The sequence below is a fragment of the Gordonia soli NBRC 108243 genome, assembly GCF_000334455.1.
In the GTDB taxonomy this organism is placed as follows: domain Bacteria; phylum Actinomycetota; class Actinomycetes; order Mycobacteriales; family Mycobacteriaceae; genus Gordonia; species Gordonia soli.
Window position 1 is genome coordinate 1 of record NZ_BANX01000037.1, and the last position, 22,643, is coordinate 22,643.

Below are 22,643 nucleotides of genomic sequence, written 5' to 3' on the forward strand. Positions count from 1 at the left end.
TTCGGGTGTGGGAGTGGACAGATTCATCAGGCGGCCCCTTCGGCGGCGGTCGTGGACCCACGCCGGAAGACCCAGCGCAGACCGACGAATCGGGTCAGGGTGGCGACGAGGTTGGCGACCACCAGGATCACGAGTTCGAGATGTTTGCTCGCCTCCGGACTCCACGCGTGCAGCGCGGCCAGCGATGCCGCGGTGACCAGCCATCCGAAGAAGAAGACGGTGAGGCCGAAGAGCTGATGGCGCATCGCGTCCTGACGGCCGCGGACCCCGAAGCTGAAGCGACGGTTGGCCGCGGTGTTCAAAACGGCCGTGACCGCGAGGGCGACGAAGTTGGAGATCTGCGCGCCGAGGAATGCATGCAGTAGCAGGTAGAGCATCGCGTATGCGACGGTCGACGCCACGCCGACGACGCAGAAGCGCGCGAGCTGACCGACCAGACCGAAGGGCACACCCTCGAGTTGAGGTTCGCTCTTGCGGCCGATGCTGTCGCGCAACTCGGCGATCGGGAGTCGTCCCGTGGCCAGCGCCCATGCCACCCGGGCACATCCGCGGAGATCGGCGACAGCGGTCGGGACGATGTCGACGGTGCTGTCCGGATCGTCGACCCAGTCCACGGGCACCTCGGCGATCCGCAGACCGACACGCTCGGCCAGGACCAGAAGCTCGGTGTCGAAGAACCACCCGGTGTCCTCGACGTAGGGCAGCAACCGCTGGGCGACGACGGTCCGCATCGCCTTGAAGCCGCACTGTGCGTCGGAGAAATGTGCGCCCATGGTGGTGCGCAGGATCAGGTTGTACGACCGCGAGATGAACTCACGCTTGGGGCCTCGGACGACCCGCGACGAACGTGCCAACCGGGTGCCGATGGCGATGTCGGAGTGCCCGGATGCCAGCGGGGCGATCAACGGCATCAGGGCGTTGAGGTCGGTGGAGAGGTCGACGTCGCAGTAGGCGACGATCTCGGAATCGCTGTGCCGCCAGACCGCGTTGAGCGCGCGGCCGCGCCCCTTCTGCTCGAGATGGGCGACCCGCACACCCTCGAGCTCCTCGGTCAGGCCCACGGCGATGGCCAGCGTGCGGTCGGTGCTCGCGTTGTCGGCGACCGTGATCCGGGTGCTGTACGGGACCCGATTGCGCAGATGCTCGTGGAGTCGGCGCACCGACCGTGCGAGATCGGCTTCTTCGTTGTAGACCGGGACGACGATGTCGAGGACCGGTCGCGTGGCGGAACTGTCGGCCACGACCGTCATCGGCGCCACCGTGGCGACCGGCCCGTCGGACGTCGGGGGTGCTTCTGCTGTCATGCTGATCAGCTTCGGTTTCCCAGCTTCGCCGTCTCTGCGCCACAGCTGTCAGCTTCCTGTGAGCCGGACGGCGACTGTGGACAGCTCGCCGCCGGGCTGCCTGCCTGTCGCCGGACGTCACTACATTGGGCGCATGGCTGCCTCAGCGAGCGAGACCGCGACCGGACCGGCACCCGAACTCTCCCCGGAGGCACGGACCGTCGCCGACCGGACCATCGCGGCGCTCGCCGGCCCCGATGCGGCGTTGCGCAACGACCAGCTCACGGCGGTCGCCGCCCTCGGCGAACCCGGCGCCCGCGTGCTGGTGGTCCAGCGGACCGGCTGGGGCAAGTCCGCGGTCTACTGGGTGGCCACCGCCATCTCCCGCGCGTCGGGTCACGGCCCGACGCTCATCGTGTCGCCGTTGCTGTCGCTGATGCGCGACCAGGTCACGGCAGCCGGTCGGGCCGGGCTGCGCGCGGCCACCCTGAACTCGTCCAACGTCGACGAGTGGTCGGCGGTCGAGGAGTCGGTGCGGACCGACGAGCTCGACGTCCTGCTGGTGTCGCCGGAACGCCTGGCCAACCCCGGTTTCGGGCGACGTGTACTCGATGCGCTGAGCGGTCGGTTGGGACTGCTGGTGATCGACGAGGCGCACGCCATCTCCGACTGGGGACACGACTTCCGCCCGGACTACCGTCGGGTGGCCGACGTCCTGCGTTCGCTCAATCCGCAGACCCCGGTCCTCGCCACGACCGCCACCGCGAACGCACGCGTCACCGACGACGTCGCCGCCCAACTCGGCGCCCAGACCCTGGTGCTGCGCGGCCCCCTGGCGAGAAAGAGCCTGCAGCTCAACGTCATCGACGGCCTGGCACCGATCCGGCGGTACGCCTGGGTGGCCGAGCACATCACCGAGCTCCCCGGCTCGGGCATCGTGTACGTGCTGACCGTCGCCGACGCCGAGCGCCTGGTGTCGGCGATCGAGGCGGTGCACGGCGACGCGGTGCCCGTCGCCGCGTACACCGGACAGCTCGACGCCGATCGTCGGCGCCGACTCGAGGATGCGTTGAGCGCCAACGAGGTCAAGGCGTTGATCGCCACGTCCGCGCTCGGAATGGGTTACGACAAGCCCGACCTCGGGTTCGTCGTCCATGTCGGGTCGCCGCCGTCGCCGGTGTCGTACTACCAGCAGGTCGGACGTGCGGGTCGCGCGCTCGACGACGCCGTGGTTATGCTGCTGGCCTCCGGCGCCGATCATGCCATCTGGGGTCACTTCGCCACCGCGACCATCCCCGATCCCCGCCGGATGCGCGCACTCCTCGCCGCGCTCGACGTCGAGGACGAGGCGGTGTCGGTGCCGCAGTTGGAGTCGATCACCGGATATCGCAGGGGCAAGGTCGAACTCGCGCTCAAACAGCTCGCCGTGGACGGTGCTGTCGAGCGCGTCTCTGACGGCTGGCGGTCGACGAATGCGCCGTGGGAGTACGACGCCGAGCACTATCGCGGGATCGTCGCCGTACGTGAGCGCGAGGCCGACATCATGCGCTCGTACATCCGCGGCGACGAGTGCCTCATGCGACTGCTCACCGAGTCGCTCGACGATCCCGGCGCCACCCGGTGCGGTCGGTGCTCGGTGTGCCGCGGCGAGTTGTCGGCGCCGCTGACCGCCGACGTCCCCACCGAGTCGCTGCGGACCATCACCCTTGCGTTACGCCGGTCGGCTCGCATCCTGGAGCCGCGCAAGATGTGGCCGGGCGGCGACTTCGGTTCGCGCGGGAGGATTCCCGCCGGCCAGGCCGCAGAGGTCGGGCGGGTGCTGGCTCACGCCGACGCACCGGAGTGGTCGGAGGTGCTGGCCGGCGCCCGTGCCGGAGACGACGGTGCGGTCGCCGAGCTGGGCGATGCGGCCGTGGCGACGCTCTCGTCGTGGGTTCGCGACGCCGGCGTCCGACCGGACGTCATCGTTTCTCTCGATCTGCTCGGCGGTCAGCTGGCAGAGCGGGTCGCCGATCATCTGCGAACCGTCGGTCGGCGACCGGGTGGCGTGTTCCCGGTGAACTCAGGCGGCGGGCCGGCAGCCGATGCCACCGGTGCGGTCGAGGCCGTGTACTGGCGCGACCACCTCGGCTCGCCGCCGGAGGTCGGCGATCAGGTGGTGCTGCTGGTGACCGATTCCTCGTCGTCGGGCTGGCCGGTCACACTGGCAGCCGCGGCCCTTCGTGACGCAGGTGCCCGTGCCGTCCTCCCGCTGCTGGTGCATCGAACGGTGTGAACAGGCCGCGGGGCGACCGGTTCGCGCCGTCGTCCCAGGGTCAGGACTCGGGCACGTACTCTCCGTAGCCGAGCGACGTGAGGCTCGACCGGATCCGGACGGCGGCGTCGTCGAGGCCGGCGGGATCGGGGTCGGAGTCGGCGTTGGCGAGGTCGAAGGTCTCGATGCTCAGGCCGGGGAAGACGTGCAGGTGCACGTGTGGCACCTCGAGGCCGGCGATGAGCAGGCCGATCCTCGGCGCATCGAAGGCGTCCTTCACCGCACGGCCGACCTTCTGCGCGACATCACTCAGGTGCGCGAATGCGGCGGTGTCGAGTTGCTCCCAGTGGTCGACCTCGGCGCGCGGCACGACGAGCACGTGGCCGGGGGTCACCGGGTTGATGGTGAGGAACGCGACGGCCTGGCCGTCCTTCCACACGAATCGTCCGGGCAGTTCTCCGTTGATGATCATGCTGAAGACGGATGCCATGGCCACAGTCTAGGTCTCGCCCGGCGGTCCCCGTGACGCTCATCGCAAACGACCTCGTCGGCAGCAGGAGCGTGCACGGAGTTGACGTGTCGGACTTTTCCGACGTATTGTTCGTCCGTGACCACGGAGGACGAGGTGTTCCAGGCGCTGGCGAATCCGGTTCGTCGGAGACTCCTCGAGATCCTGGCGGAAGCACCCTGCACGGCTGGTGATCTCGGCGATCGGTTCGAGCTGAGCAGATCGTCCGTCGCGGAACACCTGAAAGTTCTCAAGGACTCAGGGCTCGTGTTCGACCGATCGCAGGGGAGACACCGGATCTACGAGTTGTCCGCGGAACCGCTCGCCGAGGTCGGCGATTGGCTCCATCCGTTCGAGCGATTCTGGCGCGCCCGCTTGTCCGATATCGCAACCATCGCAGAGGATCTCTGATGAACGAGGCAGTTACGCGGGCCGGCGGGACCGCAACCATCACCGTCGACCAGTTCATCGCCGCACCTCCAGAGAAGGTGTGGCGCACGATCACCGAACCAGAACTCGTCCAGCGCTGGTGGGCCGCCGGCGACATCCAGCCGATCGTCGGACACGAATTCACCCTCGACATGCCGGGATTCGGGCCGCAACCCTGCACGATCCTCGACGTCGAGCGGCCGACGCTTCTCGTCTACACCTTCACCGACAGCTGGACCCTGACGTGGACAGTGACGCCCGAGGGGAACGGCACCAGACTGCTGTTGGAGCACTCCGGCTTCGATCTCGAGGACGGTCGGATGGCCGCCGCATACGATCGGATGGGGCCGGGCTGGCGAGACGTGGTGCTCCCCCGGCTCGCTGACGCTGCCTCCGTTCTCGACTAGGTGATCAGCCCTCCGGCAGGTCGACGTTCTGTAGTCGGAGTTGTCCGCGCGCAACGGCCTTCCCGGAGACCTCATCCACGATCTCGATCAACCACAGCTGCTGCGTGCGCCCCTGACTGATCGGCTCGGCCGACACGCGCACCCGGCCACCACGCGAGGGACGTAGGAAGTCGGTGGCATTGTGGACCCCGACGGCGAACTGGCCACGGTCACGGACCGCGGCGCTCGCGCCGATGCTCCCCGCCGACTCGACGATCGTCGTGTACACGCCACCGTGGACCACACCCCAAGGAGTGTGGTGCGACTCGTCGAGGTCGACATACCCTCGGACCGCGTTCCCGTGGGCCTCCTCGACCACGAAACCGGACGCTCGGACGAACGCGCTGGCGCTCGCGAGGTCGACAGCGGGCAGGTCTGACGCCGACTCGGTCATAACGGCTCCTCACTCCGCGCTGACTTCATGAAACCATAGCCATCGGGTCTCAGCGCAAGCGATGTGCGAACACGATCAAGTCCGTGGCCGACGCAGCCCCGGTCGGACATCGGAGAGCGCTGCCGGGACCAGCGTGTAGGCAAACGTCAGCAGCCCCGTCGCCTGCGACAGCAGGTCGTCGAGACGCACCGCCACCGCGGCTTCGAGAGTGCCGTCTCCGCCGAGTCCGTGGAGAGGCGCCCCGTATGCGGCCGATTGTCGCCCCGCGGCCAGCTCTGTTGCCGCCGTCGCCACTGCAGTACGCACCACCAGCGTGCGATGCAGTGACAACTCCATCGCCGCGTAGGCGTGTTCCGTTGCAAGGAGCCCGATTTGCGAGCTCGTGTCGGAGACCGCCCCCGCTGCAGATCGATGCAACACCTGTGCCGCGTGCCGCCACAGGCTCTGATCGTCGAGAGTCTGCAGAAGGTTCAGAAGCGGGCCGCTTCCGAGCCCCAGCGGTGCAATCCGTCGAACGGAGCGATAGAGCTCGATGGCAGCGCCGGAGGGCAGCGCCCCGAGGGCGACGACCAGCCGGCGAGCATCCGTGACAGTCAGTCCCGAATCGACTTCGCCCGCGAGTACGCTGACCGCGCGATCAGTCCGAAGTCGCGGCGGAAACCAGTCCAACGGATCCACACCTCCATCGACCCATGCCGCGGGGGTGTACGGGTCGAGGTCGAACAAAGCCACCTCGGCGACGTCCGACGGGACCTGCTTCCGGAGGCTGGCACCCTGATGGATGTAGAGGAGGTCCGCGAGCGATTCGAGCTCGGGATGACCGCGATTGAGGCGCAGGACGCCATCCGGTGAACGCTGATCGACGACGATCACGCCGATCCGCTGGAGCGTCGTCACAGCAGCCCGCACCGCTCGCCCAGGCAATGGGCACCGTGCTCGCAACGAGTCGCTTGTCACACCCGATTCGCCTGTGGCGCCCGAGTCGCTTGTCACAGCGCTGTCGTCGATCACCCGGCCGTCTGCGCACGAAGCGCCTTTCACCGCGTGTGCCAACTCGACTATGTGCGCCAGCACCACCAGATCATCGCTCTGCCACCAAGGCTCTGCACCGAGTGCCACCCACCACCTCCGTCGTGTCTCGGGTCTTCGGTTGCGGCAATCCTAGGAGCCATGGCGCGCTGCAGGTCGATGTGGTCGTCGATGGGCGTTGGCGGCATTGAGACCGTCGACACCGGCGTTCGACCCGACAGTCACGTCACGTCGTGCCGGGGCCGTCGGTCCGCCAGTCGATCCGGATGGTGAATCTCGTTGGTGCGTGTCCTCGGTGGGCCGTTGATCGGTTGGGTGGTTGCTGGTGGTGTCCAGGTGACTCGTCCGGTGGTGCGGTCCAGGCGGGTGGTCCATTGGTCTCGGCGTGGGCCGGCTGCGCGGTTGTGTTTGGGGCAGGCCACGCCGAGTTGGTCGATGTCGGTGCGTCCGCCTTCGGCCCAGTCGGTGAGGTGGTGGGCTTCGGAGTGCATGGCGGGTTGGTCGCAGTCGGGTGCGGTGCAGCCGCGATCGCGGGCGAACAACGCCATGCGTTGGGCGCGGGAGGCTGTGCGGCGGGCACGTCCGAAGTAGAGGATTTCTTCGGTGTGATCAGCGAACACCGCCAGGTGCGGGTCCGCTTTGGCGGCGAGTTCAACAACGTCGCGCCACGGCAGCTCAGTGCCGGTGGCGGTCACACCGAGGCCGGCTGATTCGCGGAGTTGGGTTTCGGTGATGGAGATGATCAACTGCGGCGGTAGCCCGCGATGACTCCCACCCAAGGCCCCGCCGTCCAACACGCATTTCAGGAGCGCGTTCAGGGCATCATGGTTGCGCTGGGCTTGGGATCGTGAGTCGCGTTGGGCTGCATCCTTGACCACCTCGGAGTCGGGATCGGTGTCGTCAACGCTGCCCGACGGCGAGGCCGGGTCGAGGGTGGCGGTCAGTTTCGTCATTAGCTGTGCATCTTGGCGCGACAGGGTCATCGAGCGTTGCCGGGCGCGGTCACGGTCGTCGGTGAGCTCACCATCGGGATTCAGGTGCGCCAACAACCTGACGCCCACCTGACGCAGTGCGGATGGTGAGAGTGTGCGTGCGTGTTCAGCCAGCGCGACCTCAGCAGCCACCTGATCATCGATTTCCACACTCGCCGGGATGCGATTCGTCACGTCGAGGATCACCGACACGTGTTCGGGCGCGATCGCACCTTCGGCGAGTGCATCTGCTGTTGCCGACAGTTCCGGTGGCTGCTGGAGTCCGGTGATGGTGAATGTTTCCGACAGTGCTGCAGCGTGATCGAGGCGTCGTTTCACATCCGGCACACCCAGATGGTTGGCCACAAACATTCGCATTGTCGCCGCACCGGTCAACCGCCACGCGTCACGGTCGGCCACGTCCATCAGACGGCGATGCCCGATCGACTGCATCTGCCGAGTCAGTTTCTCGTGTTCGACAGCGAGATGCACAGTGTCGCTGTCGGTACAAGCATCGGCGTCGAGCTCCTGGATCCGTGCTACCGCTCGTGCCAGATCGGAATACGCATCGATCAACTCAGCGCGCACAGTCGCACTGCTCGTCGCAGTGGTCGGCGGCGGCGCAACATCTGTCGGCCGAATGGGTGTGGGTGGTGGCTTGTCGAAAGCCATGATCATCATCTCCTCATAGCTTCCGTTATCTGAACAGAACACTATCCCGACCCACCGACAATTCCGTCCGCCGTCGACCGGCATCCACCCTCCGTCGGATTCCTGACACGTGAGCGGATCACGCTGTGCACCAACCACACCGCGCCCCGCTCACGTGTCAGAAATCCGAACACCGCCGCGTCGAGATGCATATTGCAGCGACGTGCAGCGCTCCCGCGCACGATCGACAGATCCGAGCGCACGATCGACGAAGAACGTCAACGGCGATGCCCGAGCGAGGCGATCTGCCGGGCCCGCGACCTCGTTGGCTTTGGCCAGCGCGACCACTTCGACATCGGTGCACCGATCGGCGGACAGTTGAGCGATCCGGTCCAGCACCGCATCGAGTTCGCCGTAGGCGGCCACCAACTCGTCGACCGAATCCGATTGTGCCGCAGTAGGTGGGGCATCCGTCACGAGCGAGCTGGGTGTGGGTGGTGGCTTGTCGAAAGCCATGATCATCATCTCCTCATAGCTTCCGTTATCTGAACCGAACACTGCCCCGACCCACCGACAATTCCTTCCGCCGTCGACCGGCATCCACCCTCCGTCGGATTACTGACACCTGAGCGAACCACGCTGTGCACCAACCACACCGCGCCCCGCTCATGTGTCAGAAATCCGACCACCGCCCGCCGAGATGCAGATTGCAGCGACGTGCAGCTGCCCCGCGCACGATCAACGGATCCAAGCGCACGATCAACGGATCCGCGCGCACGATCGACAGATCCGAGCGCACGATCGACGGATCCGAGCGCACGGTCGGTTCAAGGAGTCGCCGCAACACCGAGTGATGTCGGAGGGATGCGGTGGTTGGCGCTCGGGTCGGTGAGGGTGTTCGGGTCGGTTTCTGGGCGGTAGCTGAGGCTGGTGGAACGTTCACCGAGGCGCCCGTGACTGCGACCGAGGTGTCGAAGGCTGGACAACCTCGGCCTGGACCATCCCAGCAGCCGCCGTGGCCCGGGGGTGGTCACCGGGTTGCTGGGGAGGAACGCGACGGCCTGACCGTCCGCCACACGACTCATCCGGGCCGTTCGCCGTCGAGGATCATGCCGATGACCGTCGCGTCACCACCGCGGTGTCGGTGGAGCGTGACATCCTCATCGGTGTGAGTCGAACACCGCCCACCGGCAACACCGGTCGCCCCGACGCCGGATCGACCGGTCGCGTGATCCCCGCGGGGACGGCTCAGCTCGGGTCGGTCGACGTCGTGGCTGCAGCGCAGCGCTTCCCCCGGTTGCGCTACATGGGTTCCAAGTACCGGCTGCTGCCCCATCTCGAGCGGGCCTTCGCCGAGATCGGCGGCTCCGTCGCGGTCGATGCGTTCTCCGGGTCGGGTGTGGTGTCGTATCTGCTGAAGGCGCAGGGCTTCGCGGTCATCAGCAACGACTTCCTGACCTTCCCGCACATCATCACGCGTGCGACGGTGGCCAACTCCAGCGTCCGCCTCGAGCCCGACCTGGTCGAGGAGATCTGCGGGCCCGCTGCCGACGATCGCGACTTCATCCGGACGACCTTCGACGGCCTGTACTTCACCGCGGAGGATCGCGACTTCCTCGATTCCGCGTGGTCCCACATCGACCGGCTCCGCGGCTACCGGCGCGACCTCGCCATCTCCGCCCTGGTGCTGTCGGCCGCCCGGAAGCAGCCTCGCGGCGTGTTCACCTTCACCGACTCGTCCCGCTACGGCGACGGCCGACGTGACCTGTCGATGTCGCTGCGCGATCACTTCCGGCTGCGGTCCGCCGCGGAGTACAACGCCACCGTGTTCAGCAACGGCGCGTCCAGCCGCAGCGTCACCGGCGACGTCTTCGACCTCGATCCGACTGCACTCGGGGTCGCACCCGACCTCGTCTACCTCGATCCGCCGTACGCACCGCCCACAGACGACGCCGACTACATCAAGCGCTACCACTTCCTCGAGGGCCTCAGCGCGTACTGGCGCGGGATGACCATCATGGAGAACACGAAGACCAAGAAGCTCCCCAAGCGGCACACGCCCTTTGCCTACAAGCACTCGATCGAGGACGCCCTGATGCGCACCTTCGAACACTTCGAGTCCGCCGGGGCGATCGTGCTGTCGTATTCGTCCAACGCGCTTCCCGGCGCCGACCGCATCGTCGACCTGCTCGGCAAGGTCAAGCCGTCGGTGGAGGTCGTCGAGATCGACCACAAGTACAGCTTCGGCACGCACGTCGCCGCGACGCGACGCGATGTCAGCGAGTACCTGTTCATCGGACGGGACTGACCGAGGACCGATGGCCGACATCCCCGACTTCGACGAGTACCTGAACTCGTTGGGGCGCCTCACCTCTCACGTCGATCCGACCGCATCGACGCCGGAGGCCGAGAGCATCGTGCTCGCGACGGCAAGCCTCGGCGAGCTGCTCGACACCGACCTCACCGGACTCGCCGCATGGGCGCGCGACCACCCCGCCGACGTCCCGGTGCTGGGACTCGCGGTGGGGCTCTCCCAGGAGAAGCTGAAGAACGCGCTCCGGGACCGCTTCGACACCAGCGGATGGCACAGCATCGCGCGCAGCCAGCCGGTCGAGCTGGTCACCTGGCTCGATGCCGAGTTCGACCTGGTCCGGATGCTGCGCGCACAGCTGGATCGCACGTACTCCTTCGCCGACATCCTGGTCGCCCGGGCCGGCAGTCGGGTCACCGCCACCCGCGCGGGTGCGTCGGGTCGACGGGTGGAGGACGAGATCGAGGCGATCGCACGGGACCTCGACCTCGACTACGTCACCCGGTCGCGATTCACCGGCCGCAACGGGCGCACCGCACCCGCGGATCTCATCGTCGGGCCACCCGACTCCGCCGACATCGTGGTCGCGGCCAAGGGATTCGACTCGACGGGTAGCAAACTCACCGACGCGGTCCGCGAGATCGAGGAGATGGCCGAGGTCCGGCTACCCAAGCAACTCGTGCTGGCCGTGATCGACGGGATCGGCTGGAAATCGCGCCGAGCCGACCTCCGACGCATCCATCAGCTCTGGGTCGACCGACAGATCGACGGGATGTACACGCTGGTCAGCCTCGATCGGTTCCGGCACGACGTGGCCGAGTTCGCGGCCCTGCGCCGTCTGATCTGAGCGCACCGCCGGTCCGCGGTCAGCTCGTCGCCCAGACCCCCAACTCGTTTCCGCTCGGGTCGGTGAAGTGGAACCGCCGACCACCGGGGAACTCGTACGGCCCGTTCACGACCTCACCGCCGGCCGCGCGGACCTTCTCCACCGAGTCGTCCAGATCATCGGAGTACAGCAGGACCAGCGGCCCACCCCTGGTCACCGACTCGCCGGCCGCCAGACCACCGACCTCGAGCACATCGGATCCGGCAGGGTTCCGGATGCCGGCGTACTCCGGTCCGTAGTCGTTGAAGGTCCAGCCGAAGGCCGCTGCGTAGAAGGCCTGCGCCGCGGCCAGGTCGGTGACCGTCAGTTCCAGGTAGTCGATGGCGTGATGCCGATGTCCGTCGCTGTTCGTCATGTCCCGAGTGTGCCCCCGCACACCGACAACCCACTCGATACCTACGATCTGCCCATGGGCGAGTCGATCAACATCCGGCCGGCGGGCGTCGGCGACGTCGAGGACATCGAGCGGATCGTCACCGCAGCGTACGAGGGATATGTCGACAGGATCGGTCGGGCCCCCGCGCCGATGACCGTCGACTACGCCGCACTCGTCGCGACCACCGACGACGTCGCCGTCGCCGTCGTCGCGGACACGGTCGTCGGCGTGCTGGTCACCGAGGCGCGCGGCGATCACCTCTGGATAGACAACGTGGCCGTGGCACCGGGCTCGCAGGGGCGCGGCATCGGCCGGGAACTGCTGTCCCGTGCCGACACCCGGGCTCGGGCGCTCGGATTCGCGGAGACACGCCTGCACACCAACGCCGCGATGACCGAGAATGTGAGCCTGTACCCCCGTCTCGGGTACGTCGAGACCGGCCGCCGGAACCAGGACGGCTTCGACCGCGTCTACTTCGTCAAAGATCTGTTGTGAGAATGTCGAAGATTTTGAAGCGCGAGCAGGCTCTTTTCGCACTGACAAATCCGACGTTCAGGGTAGGGTGCCCTCAGGGGGATCTACCGAGTGTGCCCGCGTCCTGCGTTCAACAGGTCAGCGCGGTGACGCCGAGGGCTCACGAGAACCCTCGTCGCCGGTCACCGTCGTCAGAGGTCGGCCGGAGATGTGCGTTGGCGCGTCGAGGTGGGATTCGGCGCGTCGGGGAGGAATGACACGTGTGCAGCGATGGCCAGGAGCCATCCGGGGGCCGCACCGTGGATCGATGGTGACAGCTGGGGGGCTGGCAGTGACTACACACGAACACAACATGATCGACTTCGCTCGGCGCTGGATGCCGTTCGACGGATCGGCCGACGACGAGATCTTCACGACCTTCGGCCTCTCGCCGTCCGACTTCTACCGTCGGGTGCACGAGATGCTGGCGGGCAGCACCGTGAGCCGCATCAACGGCCACGCCAACCGCCGCAGACTGGTCCGCTACTGCGCGCGCAAGGCCGAGGAGCACCGCGACCGCCCACTCCGCGTCGGACCGACGGTCGTCATCGCCAGCTGAGCGAACCCGCTTGCACCGCAGGCGTTCCGGCCACGGCACCGACGTGTGGGGGGGTCAGATGGTCGACCGCGGGATGCGGAACCAGAAGCTCGCCCCCTGACCCGGTGCCGAGTCGACACCGACGGTTCCGCCGTGCGCGCCGACCAGCGCCGACACGATGGACAACCCGAGTCCGCTGCCACCGCCGCCGTCACCGCGGTGCCGTGACGAATCGCCTCGATAGAACCGCTCGAACACGTGGGCGGCCTCGTCCGGGGTGAGCCCCTGCCCGGTGTCGGTCACCCGGACGACCACGTCGTCGTGACCGGGCCCACGATCGAGCGCGATCCCGACCGTGATGGTGGCCTCGGGCGGCGTGTGCGCGATCGCGTTGCCGATCAGGTTGCGCAGCACCTGGAGCAGCCGCGGCCCGTCGCCGGTGACCGTCGGTGGCTCGTCCGACGGTTCGACGTCGATGGTGATGGTCCGATCGGGCGCCGCGGCGCGAGCGCTGTGGACGGCATCGGCGGCCAGGGTCAGGACGTCGACCGGCGCGGTGGCGATCGGCCGGTGCGCGTCGAGCCTTGCCAACATCAGCAGATCCTCGACCAGCAGGTTCATCCGTCCGGCCTCGTCGTCGATCCGGCGCATCGCATCCTGTGCGTCGGGGACGCCGCCCTGGCGATAGAGCTCTGCGAAGCCCTTGATGGACGTCAGCGGCGTCCGGAGCTCATGGCTGGCGTCGGCGACGAACCGGCGCATCTTCTCCTCCGAGCGGCGCGCCTGCTGCTCGGATGCGGCGGTGGTGGCGAAGGCATGCTGGATCTGTCCGAGCATCGAGTTGAGTGACGACGACAGACTGCCGACCTCGGTGTTGGGCGGCGCCGGCGGAACGCGCATGTTCAGGTTGCCCGCCGCGATGGCGTGTGCGGTCTCCTCGACGCGGCGTAGCGGACGCAGACTCGATCGGACCAGCAGATAGCTGAGGACACCGATGGCCAGCACCACCGCTGCGCCGATCGCCAACTGCAGCAGCTGGAGTCGGGAGATGGTGGCGTTCACGTCCGACAGCGGGACCGCCACGACCGACTGCCCGAACGGACTGCTGGCCTTGATGACCCGCCATTCGGGACCGTCGGCCTCTTCGGAGGGGACGGTCGTCGGACCGGCGTTGCCGTCGGGCAGGCCGTCCAGCTTGGGTTGATCGGTGAAGTCGTTGTTGACGATGGTCATCGAGTCCGGGTCGCCCAATGAGGTCATCACGAAATACGGAGACGGTGGTCGCCGCGGGCCGGCCGGCTGCCCGGGATTCGGCGACGTGCCCGGGATACGTGGACGAGCCCACGTCTCGACCGCGTTGGTCAGTCCGTGATCGGTGCGCGACACCAGGTCCTGCTTCATCGCCGACGTGACGGCCACGCCCGATGCGAGCAGGCCGAGTGCCACCAGTACGAGTGTGAGTCCGACCAGCGAGAGGCGCAGAGGTACACCGCGCCGGGCCATCGATCGCGGCGAGACCGAGGCCGCGCCCCGATGGCGCCGAACGTCGGGCTCCCCGGGCCGACTCGGGGCAGATGAGACGGGGGGCGCGCCCTCTCCGCTCGTCACGATCGCGGCTCCCGCATGACGTAGCCGACGCCGCGCAGCGTGTGGATGAGCCGCTTCTCGCCGGTGTCCAGCTTGCGTCGCAGGTAGGAGACGTAGGACTCGACGACATTCACCTCGCCGCCGAAGTCGTAGTTCCACACGTGATCGAGGATGCGCGGCTTGGAGAGCACGGTGCCCGCGTTGACCATGAAGTACCGCAGCAGGGTGAACTCCGTCGGTGAGAGCTGCACCAGCTCCCCCGCCTTCCAGACCTCGTGCGTCTCGTCGTCGAGTTCGATGTCGGCGAACCTCAGGCGGGTCGTGTCCTTGGCCTGCTCATCGAATCCACTGCGACGCAACAGGACCTGCAACCGCGCGACGACCTCTTCGAGGCTGAACGGCTTGGTGACGTAGTCGTCGCCGCCGATGGTGAGGCCGTTGATCTTGTCTTCCACGGAATCCCGGGCGGACAGGAACAGTGCGGGCGCCTCGTGGCCGTCGGCCCGCAGACGCCGCAGCAGGCCGAAGCCGTCCATCCCCGGCATCATCACGTCGAGGATGAGCGCGTCGGGACGGAAGGTGCGCGCGGCGTCGATGGCGGCCGGGCCGTTTGCCGCGGTGGTGACGTCGTAGCCCTGGAACCGCAGCGAGACCGAGAGCAGCTCACGGATGTTCTCCTCGTCGTCCACGACGAGGATCTTGGGTCCGGGAGTCTTCGCAGCGTCGGTCATGCCATCACCTTCTACCGACAGCCTCCCATGAAGCTGCGGGCTCCCTGTGAGGTGGCTGTGCGTGTCGGTGGAGTCAGCCGGGAGCGAACCGACCCGGGCCTGGCGACAGATGTCCGCGTGCGGTACCCGGTGCGCTCAGACGCCGACGGTGACGCGGCGCCGGAAGTCGATCGGGAGCCCGTCGGCCGGCGTCGGACCGGTTCCGTAGGTGAGGTCGAGCTGGTAGCCCTCGGGTACCGACCACTCGAACCGCTGCAGCATCTGATGCATGATCGACTTGACCTCCATACCACCGAAATAGAGGCCGATGCACTTGTGCGCGCCACCGCCGAACGGTGCCCACGCGAATCGATGGACCTTGTCCTCGCGGCGCTCTGCCGAGAATCGGTCCGGATCGAAATGGGTGGGCCGCGGCCACCATTCCTCGCGCAGCATCGTCGCCCACGGGTGGATGGCCAGCAGGGTGCCCGCCGGCACGTAGTGGCCGAGGATGTCGGTGTCGGCGATGGTCTGCCGGAACAGCATCCCGACCGGGGCATTGATGCGCAGGGTCTCCTTGAACGCCAGGTCGAGGCTGGGCAGCGCATCCTGGTCGTCGTAGTCGAGCGTCTCTTTGCCCAGCGCGAGCGACTCGGCACGGAGCCGCTCCTGCCACTCCGGGTACTTGCCCAGAAAGTACGTCATCATCGACAGCGCGATGGTGCTGGTGTCGTGGGCCGCCATCATCACGAAGATCATGTGGTTGACCACGTCCTCGTCGCTGAAGGTGTTGCCCTCGTCGTCCTCGCTGTGGCAGAGGACGCTGAACAGATCGTCGCCGTCGCCTGCGCGCCGGGCGGCGATCTCGGAACGGAAGTACTCCTGCAGCGTCTCGCGTCCACGGAGTCCACGCGCCCAGGTCCAGTTGCCCACATCGGTGCGGATGATCGCCTGACCGCCGCGTACCGCAGCCTCGAAAGCCGTTTCCAGGCGGTGGTTCTCGGCCTCCCCGAGCGATGCGCCGACGAACACCTCGGTGGCCAGCGACAGGGTGAGTTCCTTGGTGCGCGTGTACATCGGGAAGCCGGGTCCGACGTCCCAGTTCGAGAGCGTCTTCTCGATGTGGGGGGTCATGATGTCGAGGTAGCCGTCGAGGCGCTGCCGGGAGAACGCCTGTTGCAGGATGCGCCGATGGTGCATGTGTTCCTCGAAGTCCATCAGCATGATGCCGCGGCGGAAGAACGGGCCGATCATCGGCTCCCAGCCCTGTTCGCTGGAGAAGGCCTTCTCCCGGTTCATCCACGCCTGCTGGATGGCGTCCGGACCCACCAGGGTCACGATGTTCATGTTCAGCGAGCCGGACCACGAGACCGGGCCATACTTCTCGTAGCGCTCCATCGCACTCTTGAGCGGATCGACCAATGCCTCGAGGGTGTTGCCGAGCAGCGGCATGCCGGCGTCGCCCATCACCGGTTTCAGATCGGAGCCGGCCGGCGGTTCGGCCAGCGGCCGGGGTGGGCTCGGGTACCGGGCGGCCACCGAGGCCAGGGCCTGTTGAAATCTCTTCGTCGCGGTCGGCATCTTCGATCGCACTCCCCGGGTCGGCTGACTCGATTGACACAGATTGCGTCACTTGTTTCAAACGCGAGTCTACAAGCGGCGGGCCGACCGGACAGCGTTTCGCCGCGATCCCTGGGATCAGGCGTTGACCTGCACAGTTCGCCTCAGTTGCCGGTCACGACCGTACGGTCCATGACCGCCATCGCAGATCGTCGATGACGATCACCGGGCCGACCGGACGACGGATGCGGTACTGGGGATATTTGTCGGCGAGTGCGTCGATGGCCTCGACCCCGACCGGATCGTCGGCTCCGACAACGGCGGCGCGACCGTCCACCCGCACCCACCAGAGCTCGTCCCACTCATCGCTGTAATGGTCGACCAGCACCGACACCCGCGGATCGTCGGCGATGTTGCGCAGCCGTCGGAGGTCGTTGGTGCGCTTCGGTTTGTGGTCGACACACGAGTAGACGACGTCGTCGACGAGGACGAACACGAACGGCACGAGATGCGGACCGTCGGCACCGCCGGTGGCCAGCCGCGCGACCCGCGCCGCCGCGAAACGTTCCCGCGCATCGTCCATGCGAACAGTGTGCGCCCCGGTGCGTGTGTGTCGGCGACCGGGAACTCAGCCGCGCACCTTCATGAACGGCGCCGGATACCCGGGTGACGGGCGCACCTCGCCGAGCCACTCGGCCAGCGCGTCCGCTCGCCTGCGCAGGTCGCGCTGCGCACTGGCCGGAACCGACTCCAGCAGGTGGAGCTCGATCTCTCCGCCGGTCAGTTGCCGCCAGCCACCCACGATCCGACCGTCCCACCAGGCGGTCTGGCCGCCGTTCCCGTTGCTGTCGAAGACATGTGCGCCATGCGCACCCAGGTAGAAGTCGCGCTGCTTGTGGCCCATGGTGGTCGGATCGAGTTCGGGCAGCAGGAATCCCTCGGGCGGCAACTCGTCGAGCGGATCGAGATCGTCGGCACCCAGGTACCCGATCTCTCCCGAGTCGAGTGTCACCTCGACGACGTCGAGATCCGCGAGCGCGGACCGGACGGCGGTCTTCGTGCTGCCGAGCCACCAGACGATGTCGGTCTCGGTCACCGGCCCGAACGCGCGGACGTACCGTTCGATCAGACGCCGATGCCCGTCGGCCACATCGACCGGCGCGAGCGGCTCGCCGAGCCACTCGCCCATCGCCGACCACGCCGGGCGCGACAGATGCCACCCCGCCGCGTTGGGTCCACGCACGATGTCGCCCGCCGCGCTCATCATGTTGAGCACCCTCGGGCCCATCGGCGAACGACCGCCGTAGGACTTCCCCGGTGAGATCTCGACGTAGCCATCCAGATCCGGGAGTCGTTCCCGCAGTTGCCTCGACGTCAGCGCCCCTCCTCCGGCAAGCTCGTCGCGCACCGCCGCCCGCGCGGTGTCGATCCATCCGTCCGGGTCGTCGAAGTCGGGACTGCGCCGGAGGTCCCGCAGCATGTTGGTCCGCTCGGATGCCGTCACCCGGGGGCCGACGGCACCGATCGCATCGGGCAGCGCCGCCCGGTCGAAGACGAACAGGGTTCGCCGCATCGCCAGCTGCCGGATCAGTGAACGATCCTCGTAGAGAGCGGTTTCCAGGTCCGCCGGCCCGAAGCCGGGCAGTCGCGCCCAGGTCGACAGGTAGACGGTCGATGCAGTGGTCGCATGGAGGGCCACCACCGACGCGACGACGTCCGTCACGGATTCGGCAGCCGTCGTCGAGTGCAGCCGATGCCGATGGAGCAACCGGGTACGACGCTGGGCATCGGAGACACTGGTCCGGAGGGTCATCTGCGCACCGGCGGAGCAGCCACGGCCTCGATCTCGACGACCTGACCGTCGTAGGGCAGGACGGTCACGCCGAGCATCATCGCCGGCGGGACGGCATCGCCGAAGCCCGAACGGACCGCGTCCCAGGCGACTTCGAGATCCGGGTGCAGATGCTCGGCCACGTACACGGTCATCTTCGCCACGTCGCCGAGGTCGGCGCCCTGTTCGGTGAGGACGATCCGCAGATTCTCGATGCAGCGCCGCGTCTGCGCCACGACGTCCCCGGCAGCGACGATCGCCCCGTCGGCGTCGAGGGGGCTGATCCCCGCGCTGAAGATCAGCGGCCCCGGCGAGACCGTTGCGCTGTAGGGGAATCCACCGTCGGCGAGGGCGGTGGAGGCGTTTCTCACGACACGGGACATGGCGTCGATCCTACGGTCGGCGAGCGCGGCGCGGACCGTAGGAAGCGAATCGGCTCACAGACGATCGATTCGGCTTTTCCGCCGACATGCTGTTACGGTGTGGGCACGTTCCCGCGATGCTGTACGTCGCCAGGTGAACCAGAGGCCGGGGCGATCACAGTAACCCCGGTCTTGTCCAAAACTCCCCCCGCCCGCGTCGGCTCCCGAACGGTCGAGCCTGCGCGGAGGGGTCTCCCGACCACGAACGTCAGCGGAAGCTGAGGACGTCGTCACCCCAGGTCGACCGCAGCTCGGCGTCCAGATCGTCGACGATCCGGTCGTCGGAGTCGATGACCAGCGTCGACCGCTCGTCGGTCGTGAACGACGGCCACGGCTGCTCACCGTAGGAGGGGTCTCCGTTGCGCGCGAAGGCAATCCATCGACGCTGCGTCCGGACCGACAACTGCTCGCCGACGCGGCGGCCACCGAGCTTGAAAGTGATGTCACGCGGACCGGCCACGAGATTGCCCCAGACATAGGGCAATTCGGTCGCGTGGGTGGCTCCGATCCGCAGTGCGCGCAACATCATCGGCGCCCAGTCGAAGCGATACAGGTACACCGGGGCGACCCGACTGTGCGCCTCCGCGAGCCAGACCGTCGGCATCCGGAAGGCGATGTCGCGCGCCACCCCGAGGCCGGCGACCTTGGGTCGCAGTCCCGCGTACGCTGCGGCCACCGTTGCCCGTTCGGGCAGCGTCACGTCCGGGTACTCCGCAGCCATCCCGGCGAACATCCGCTCGATGTCACCGGGCGTGATCGGCATCAGCGGCGACTTCATCCACTTGAACAGCGCGGCCTCGTCCTTGTTGGTGCCGATCATGAGGGGTACCGGATGCGATCTGCCGGCGCGGAAGGCGTCCAGAGGATGTTCGGGAACCAGATCACCGTCGACGACAGGTGCGAACGCGATGGTCCCGGGGACCTCGGCGGGCACGTCGGTGAAGACGGTCATCGTCGCGTGGATGAGGGCGTCGGTGCCGACCGCCTCCAACAACTCGGGACGTCCTTCGACACCGAGCGCCCGGATCAGCCGGTCGCCGACAACCGCAGCGCGCTCGGAGTCGTAGAGCGACGTGGCAGGCGAACTCTGCGCGATGGCGCGGTCGAAGAGCCCCGCCGCCGCCGGGACGGTCAGCAGGGTGGTCACCAGACCGCCTCCCGCCGACTCGCCGAAGAGGGTGACGTTCGCGGCGTCGCCGCCGAACGCACCGATCTCGTCGCGCACCCAGCGCAACGCCAGGAGTACGTCGGAGAGCGCGGCGTTGGACTCGAACCGGTCGTCGGGTACCGCGTCGGAGCCGGCGGCCGCCGAACGCAGGTCCGCAAAACCGAGCGCACCCACCCGGTAGTTGACGGTCACGACCACCACGTCGTTGGCGGCGACCATCCGGCTCGCGTCGTAGAGCGGCTGGCTCGCCGACCCGAAGACATACGCCCCACCGTGCAGCCACACCAGCACCGGCAGGGCGGCCGGCGTCGCGAGTGCGGACCGGTGCGGTGCCCACACGTTGAGCACCAGGCAGTCCTCGTCGAACCGGACACCCTCGCCGAGGCGGATCGCGGGGTTGCGCTCCTGCGGGCTGGCCGGGCCGTAGTCGGAGGCCTCGAGCACCTCGGTGTGCGCAACGGGCGGCCGCGCACGACGCCAGCGCAGATCGCCCACCGGTGGCGCGGCGTAGGGGATGCCCTTCCAGACGTCCACGGGGATGTCGACGGCGTCCGCCGGGCCACTGCCCGGCCGATCCGCCGAGGTGACGGTGCGTCCACGCACCGGACCGTAGGAGGTGGTCACCAGCAGGTCGTCGGCGGAAGTCACGCCTTCGATCCTGGCACAACGGACGTCGACGCGGGGGCGGCCGGAACCTACGACCGGCTGTCGCGCCGATGGATCACTCGATGTCGGAACCGACTGCCCGGGGCTTCCCGATCCGGCGTCGCAGTCGCCCCGCGGATGAGCCTCGTCACATCCCGGAACCCGCTCCGCGATTCTGTGCGTTGCTCTCGCGGTACCCACCGGAATGTGTCGGCTCGGCTCGATGCGATCAGCTGATCGACGCGCCCCGGTCGGTGCCGCACAATGGCGACAGGCGGGCCGATCGGGAAGAATGTGGAGCCCCCTGTCGGGATTGAACCGACGACCGCTCGCTTACAAGGCGAGTGCTCTACCACTGAGCTAAGGAGGCATGCGTGCGCGAGTATATCGGCCGCGCAGTGCGTCGCCTCCTGGGTACCAGCCAGGCGACCATCGACACCATCGAGCCCGGCAGCATCATGGTGTCGCCGCGCAAACCGGTCGATCGATTCGACGTCGGCGCGATCACCGAGGTGCTCGACCTCGCGACGAAGATCGGCGCGGTACTGCTGGACTCGGGGACGGCGGCGATCGACACCCAGACCCAGATCAAATTCGTGTGTGGTGTCTACGGTCTCGAGGACGTCGATGTCGACGTCACCTACAACACCATCGTGGTCAGCGCCCGACGCGGCGCGACGCTGCCGCCGATCACCACCATGGAGCAGGTCTACTACCGCTCGATGGACTTCACGCGGCTCGCACAGGTCGACCGACTGGTCCGGCGCATCCGTGACTCCGCGATCTCACCGTCGAGCGCTCACCGGATGGTCGACGAGATCATCACGGCCCCGCACCCCTATCCGCACTGGCTCGCCACCTGCGCCTGGGGACTGATGGCGTCGGGCATCTCCGTCTTGCTGGGCGGCGAGCTCTTCGTCGCGCTGGTCGCCTTCCTCTCCACCGCGGTCATCGTCGCGATCAACCGTCGCCTCAACCGCTTCGGTATCCCCGTCTTCTTCCAGCAGTCGATCGGCGGATTCATCGCCGTCGTCCCGGCCGCACTGCTCTACGGCGCGTCCGAAACCCTGAACATCGAACTCCAGCCGACCCTGGTCATCGCCGCGGGCGTCACCGTCCTGCTGTCGGGGTTGTCGCTGGTCGGCTCGGTGCAGGACGCCATAACCGGCGCACCGATCACCGGTGTCGCGCGCTTCTTCGAGGTGTTGTTGATGACCGGCGGCATCATCGCCGGCGTCGGCGTGGCCGTGCGGATGCTCGAGGGCATCGGCATCATCCTGCCCGCCATCACGACGTCGACGAGCTTCGCCGCCGTCGAGCTGCCGATCCGCATCGCGGCCGGCGCCGTGGCGGCCGGTGCCTACGGCCTCGCGTCGTATGCGGAGCGTCGCGCACTCCCGGTCGCCTTCCTCGGCGGCGCCATCGGTGCCGGTGTCGTCGCCGGTGCGACCTTCCTCACCTCATCGGGCGAGGTCATCGCGAACGGTGCCGCGGCGCTGCTGGTCGGACTCGTCGGTGGTCTGCTCGCGCGTCGTGCGCTCACTCCCCCGCTGGTCGTCGCGGTCGCAGGTATCACGCCGCTGCTCCCCGGTCTCGCGATCTATCGCGGGTTGTACGGCATCCTCAACGACCAGACACTCAACGGCTTCACCTGGGTGGCCAGCGCCCTCGCGATCGGCTGCAGTCTGGCCGCGGGCGTCACCCTCGGTGAGTTCATCGCCCGGTCGATGCGACGACCCCAGATCCCGGAGAAGCCGGTGTGGATGGTGCGGCGTCGGCTGTACGGACGTCGGCGCCAGACCCCCACCCCGGGCACCTCTTCCGGTCCGCGGCCGCCGCGCCCCGGCGGTCCGCCGCGCTTCATCCCGCGCCGCCCCGGAGCCGTCGGACGACAGCCCGCCGGCCGGCAGCCGGCCGGTTACGTGGGTGCCCCGGTGCCCACCGGCCCGAATCCGGCCCTCGGGGAACCGGCGTCACCCACCCCGACCGGCGCCTCACCGACACCTGGCAGCTCTGCCACACCGGAAGTCCCGACCCCGCCGGAGTCGCCCGCCGCCACCCCGACCGCGCCGCCGACAGGCCCGCCGGCCACCCCGGCCGGTCCCCCCGACGGCACCGCCTGCGGTCACTC

General features: G+C 67.9%; 21 protein-coding genes, 1 tRNA gene and 1 pseudogene. 8 read left to right on the forward strand and 15 right to left on the reverse strand.

The genetic code is table 11. The features are described 5' to 3' along the window. Window positions 1–26: 26 nt before the first annotated feature. Window positions 27–1,304: a bifunctional glycosyltransferase family 2/GtrA family protein gene (locus GS4_RS21950; RefSeq protein ID WP_007624713.1), complete on the reverse strand. Its 1,278-nt coding sequence runs from the start codon at window positions 1,302–1,304 to the stop codon at window positions 27–29. Between the two features lie 133 nt (window positions 1,305–1,437). On the opposite strand from GS4_RS21950, the gene GS4_RS21955 reads away from it, so the two are divergent. Continuing rightward, window positions 1,438–3,558, forward strand: a complete 2,121-nt coding sequence (locus GS4_RS21955; RefSeq protein ID WP_007624715.1) for a RecQ family ATP-dependent DNA helicase — start codon at window positions 1,438–1,440, stop codon at window positions 3,556–3,558. A gap of 40 nt (window positions 3,559–3,598) precedes the next feature. Here GS4_RS21955 and GS4_RS21960 read toward each other — a convergent pair whose 3' ends face one another. After that, the gene (locus GS4_RS21960; RefSeq protein WP_040511477.1) at window positions 3,599–4,027 is read right to left on the reverse strand and encodes an HIT family protein; all 429 of its coding nucleotides are present in this window, start codon (window positions 4,025–4,027) and stop codon (window positions 3,599–3,601) included. Window positions 4,028–4,144: 117 nt separating this feature from the next. Between GS4_RS21960 and GS4_RS21965 the strand changes: the two genes are divergently transcribed. Then, window positions 4,145–4,456, forward strand: a complete 312-nt coding sequence (locus GS4_RS21965) for an ArsR/SmtB family transcription factor (RefSeq protein ID WP_040511468.1) — start codon at window positions 4,145–4,147, stop codon at window positions 4,454–4,456. Beyond that, window positions 4,456–4,881: an SRPBCC family protein gene (locus GS4_RS21970; RefSeq protein ID WP_007624720.1), complete on the forward strand. Its 426-nt coding sequence runs from the start codon at window positions 4,456–4,458 to the stop codon at window positions 4,879–4,881. Before GS4_RS21965 ends, GS4_RS21970 begins: the two co-directional genes overlap by 1 nt. A gap of 4 nt (window positions 4,882–4,885) precedes the next feature. On the opposite strand, the gene GS4_RS21975 is transcribed toward GS4_RS21970, so the two are convergent. The 4 genes from GS4_RS21975 to GS4_RS21990 form a co-directional block, all read right to left on the reverse strand. Continuing rightward, window positions 4,886–5,314 (reverse strand): PaaI family thioesterase, encoded by a 429-nt coding sequence (locus GS4_RS21975; protein ID WP_007624722.1) that lies wholly within the window; start codon window positions 5,312–5,314, stop codon window positions 4,886–4,888. A gap of 75 nt (window positions 5,315–5,389) precedes the next feature. Next, entirely contained in the window at window positions 5,390–6,211 is an 822-nt protein-coding gene (locus GS4_RS21980; protein WP_040511470.1) for a hypothetical protein, read from the reverse strand. A 353-nt stretch (window positions 6,212–6,564) separates the two neighbouring features. Then, the gene (locus GS4_RS21985) at window positions 6,565–8,070 is read right to left on the reverse strand and encodes an HNH endonuclease signature motif containing protein (protein WP_369403320.1); all 1,506 of its coding nucleotides are present in this window, start codon (window positions 8,068–8,070) and stop codon (window positions 6,565–6,567) included. Between the two features lie 66 nt (window positions 8,071–8,136). Beyond that, complete coding sequence (locus GS4_RS21990; RefSeq protein WP_174344038.1) at window positions 8,137–8,481, reverse strand: hypothetical protein; 345 nt, start codon at window positions 8,479–8,481, stop codon at window positions 8,137–8,139. 790 nt (window positions 8,482–9,271) lie between these two features. Between GS4_RS21990 and GS4_RS21995 the strand changes: the two genes are divergently transcribed. After that, window positions 9,272–10,273 carry a DNA adenine methylase gene (locus GS4_RS21995; protein WP_040511479.1) on the forward strand — a complete coding sequence of 334 codons (1,002 nt, stop codon included), beginning with the start codon at window positions 9,272–9,274 and terminating at the stop codon, window positions 10,271–10,273. Window positions 10,274–10,283: 10 nt separating this feature from the next. Further along, on the forward strand, window positions 10,284–11,123 hold the full coding sequence (locus GS4_RS22000) for a hypothetical protein (protein ID WP_007624731.1): 840 nt from the start codon (window positions 10,284–10,286) through the stop codon (window positions 11,121–11,123). Between the two features lie 19 nt (window positions 11,124–11,142). Here the strand turns inward: GS4_RS22000 and GS4_RS22005 are convergent, their stop codons facing one another. Beyond that, on the reverse strand, window positions 11,143–11,517 hold the full coding sequence (locus tag GS4_RS22005; protein ID WP_040511473.1) for a VOC family protein: 375 nt from the start codon (window positions 11,515–11,517) through the stop codon (window positions 11,143–11,145). 54 nt (window positions 11,518–11,571) lie between these two features. Between GS4_RS22005 and GS4_RS22010 the strand changes: the two genes are divergently transcribed. Both GS4_RS22010 and GS4_RS22015 read left to right on the forward strand, forming a co-directional pair. After that, window positions 11,572–12,033 (forward strand): GNAT family N-acetyltransferase, encoded by a 462-nt coding sequence (locus tag GS4_RS22010; protein ID WP_040511481.1) that lies wholly within the window; start codon window positions 11,572–11,574, stop codon window positions 12,031–12,033. Window positions 12,034–12,319: 286 nt separating this feature from the next. Continuing rightward, window positions 12,320–12,610: a DUF3263 domain-containing protein gene (locus tag GS4_RS22015; protein ID WP_157226726.1), complete on the forward strand. Its 291-nt coding sequence runs from the start codon at window positions 12,320–12,322 to the stop codon at window positions 12,608–12,610. A 54-nt stretch (window positions 12,611–12,664) separates the two neighbouring features. On the opposite strand, the gene GS4_RS22020 is transcribed toward GS4_RS22015, so the two are convergent. The 8 genes from GS4_RS22020 to GS4_RS22055 all read right to left on the reverse strand — a co-directional run bounded on the left by GS4_RS22020 (window position 12,665) and on the right by GS4_RS22055 (window position 20,882). Continuing rightward, the gene (locus GS4_RS22020; protein WP_007624737.1) at window positions 12,665–14,092 is read right to left on the reverse strand and encodes a sensor histidine kinase; all 1,428 of its coding nucleotides are present in this window, start codon (window positions 14,090–14,092) and stop codon (window positions 12,665–12,667) included. Window positions 14,093–14,193: 101 nt separating this feature from the next. Beyond that, entirely contained in the window at window positions 14,194–14,907 is a 714-nt protein-coding gene (locus tag GS4_RS22025; RefSeq protein WP_007624739.1) for a response regulator transcription factor, read from the reverse strand. 135 nt (window positions 14,908–15,042) lie between these two features. After that, the gene (locus GS4_RS22030; RefSeq protein WP_007624747.1) at window positions 15,043–16,467 is read right to left on the reverse strand and encodes a cytochrome P450; all 1,425 of its coding nucleotides are present in this window, start codon (window positions 16,465–16,467) and stop codon (window positions 15,043–15,045) included. A gap of 154 nt (window positions 16,468–16,621) precedes the next feature. Next, window positions 16,622–17,029: a TIGR03668 family PPOX class F420-dependent oxidoreductase gene (locus GS4_RS22035; protein WP_007624748.1), complete on the reverse strand. Its 408-nt coding sequence runs from the start codon at window positions 17,027–17,029 to the stop codon at window positions 16,622–16,624. Between the two features lie 45 nt (window positions 17,030–17,074). Continuing rightward, window positions 17,075–18,259 carry a winged helix DNA-binding domain-containing protein gene (locus GS4_RS22040; RefSeq protein ID WP_007624749.1) on the reverse strand — a complete coding sequence of 395 codons (1,185 nt, stop codon included), beginning with the start codon at window positions 18,257–18,259 and terminating at the stop codon, window positions 17,075–17,077. Further along, a complete protein-coding gene (locus GS4_RS22045; protein ID WP_007624750.1) occupies window positions 18,256–18,660 on the reverse strand; it encodes a RidA family protein in 405 nt (134 codons plus the stop codon). Before GS4_RS22045 ends, GS4_RS22040 begins: the two co-directional genes overlap by 4 nt. 247 nt (window positions 18,661–18,907) lie before the next feature. Further along, the gene (locus GS4_RS22050) at window positions 18,908–20,515 is read right to left on the reverse strand and encodes a carboxylesterase/lipase family protein (RefSeq protein ID WP_007624751.1); all 1,608 of its coding nucleotides are present in this window, start codon (window positions 20,513–20,515) and stop codon (window positions 18,908–18,910) included. A gap of 292 nt (window positions 20,516–20,807) precedes the next feature. Further along, window positions 20,808–20,882 (reverse strand) — tRNA-Thr (locus GS4_RS22055). A gap of 4 nt (window positions 20,883–20,886) precedes the next feature. On the opposite strand from GS4_RS22055, the pseudogene GS4_RS22060 reads away from it, so the two are divergent. Beyond that, window positions 20,887–22,302: pseudogene (locus tag GS4_RS22060) on the forward strand (threonine/serine exporter family protein); the annotation flags it as partial. Between the last annotated feature and the right edge of the window lie 341 nt (window positions 22,303–22,643).

What these genes read in the sequence shown, in the direction of transcription:
- GS4_RS21950 (WP_007624713.1), bottom strand. Translation starts at nt 1,304, where the DNA reads ATGACAGCAGAAGCACCCCCGACGTCCGACGGGCCGGTCGCCACGGTG.
- GS4_RS21955 (WP_007624715.1), top strand. Translation starts at nt 1,438, where the DNA reads ATGGCTGCCTCAGCGAGCGAGACCGCGACCGGACCGGCACCCGAACTC.
- GS4_RS21960 (WP_040511477.1), bottom strand. Translation starts at nt 4,027, where the DNA reads ATGGCATCCGTCTTCAGCATGATCATCAACGGAGAACTGCCCGGACGA.
- GS4_RS21970 (WP_007624720.1), top strand. Translation starts at nt 4,456, where the DNA reads ATGAACGAGGCAGTTACGCGGGCCGGCGGGACCGCAACCATCACCGTC.
- GS4_RS21975 (WP_007624722.1), bottom strand. Translation starts at nt 5,314, where the DNA reads ATGACCGAGTCGGCGTCAGACCTGCCCGCTGTCGACCTCGCGAGCGCC.
- GS4_RS21985 (WP_369403320.1), bottom strand. Translation starts at nt 8,070, where the DNA reads ATGCCGGTCGACGGCGGACGGAATTGTCGGTGGGTCGGGATAGTGTTC.
- GS4_RS21990 (WP_174344038.1), bottom strand. Translation starts at nt 8,481, where the DNA reads ATGGCTTTCGACAAGCCACCACCCACACCCAGCTCGCTCGTGACGGAT.
- GS4_RS21995 (WP_040511479.1), top strand. Translation starts at nt 9,272, where the DNA reads ATGGGTTCCAAGTACCGGCTGCTGCCCCATCTCGAGCGGGCCTTCGCC.
- GS4_RS22000 (WP_007624731.1), top strand. Translation starts at nt 10,284, where the DNA reads ATGGCCGACATCCCCGACTTCGACGAGTACCTGAACTCGTTGGGGCGC.
- GS4_RS22005 (WP_040511473.1), bottom strand. Translation starts at nt 11,517, where the DNA reads ATGACGAACAGCGACGGACATCGGCATCACGCCATCGACTACCTGGAA.
- GS4_RS22010 (WP_040511481.1), top strand. Translation starts at nt 11,572, where the DNA reads ATGGGCGAGTCGATCAACATCCGGCCGGCGGGCGTCGGCGACGTCGAG.
- GS4_RS22015 (WP_157226726.1), top strand. Translation starts at nt 12,320, where the DNA reads ATGGTGACAGCTGGGGGGCTGGCAGTGACTACACACGAACACAACATG.
- GS4_RS22020 (WP_007624737.1), bottom strand. Translation starts at nt 14,092, where the DNA reads ATGGCCCGGCGCGGTGTACCTCTGCGCCTCTCGCTGGTCGGACTCACA.
- GS4_RS22025 (WP_007624739.1), bottom strand. Translation starts at nt 14,907, where the DNA reads ATGACCGACGCTGCGAAGACTCCCGGACCCAAGATCCTCGTCGTGGAC.
- GS4_RS22030 (WP_007624747.1), bottom strand. Translation starts at nt 16,467, where the DNA reads ATGCCGACCGCGACGAAGAGATTTCAACAGGCCCTGGCCTCGGTGGCC.
- GS4_RS22035 (WP_007624748.1), bottom strand. Translation starts at nt 17,029, where the DNA reads ATGGACGATGCGCGGGAACGTTTCGCGGCGGCGCGGGTCGCGCGGCTG.
- GS4_RS22040 (WP_007624749.1), bottom strand. Translation starts at nt 18,259, where the DNA reads ATGACCCTCCGGACCAGTGTCTCCGATGCCCAGCGTCGTACCCGGTTG.
- GS4_RS22045 (WP_007624750.1), bottom strand. Translation starts at nt 18,660, where the DNA reads ATGTCCCGTGTCGTGAGAAACGCCTCCACCGCCCTCGCCGACGGTGGA.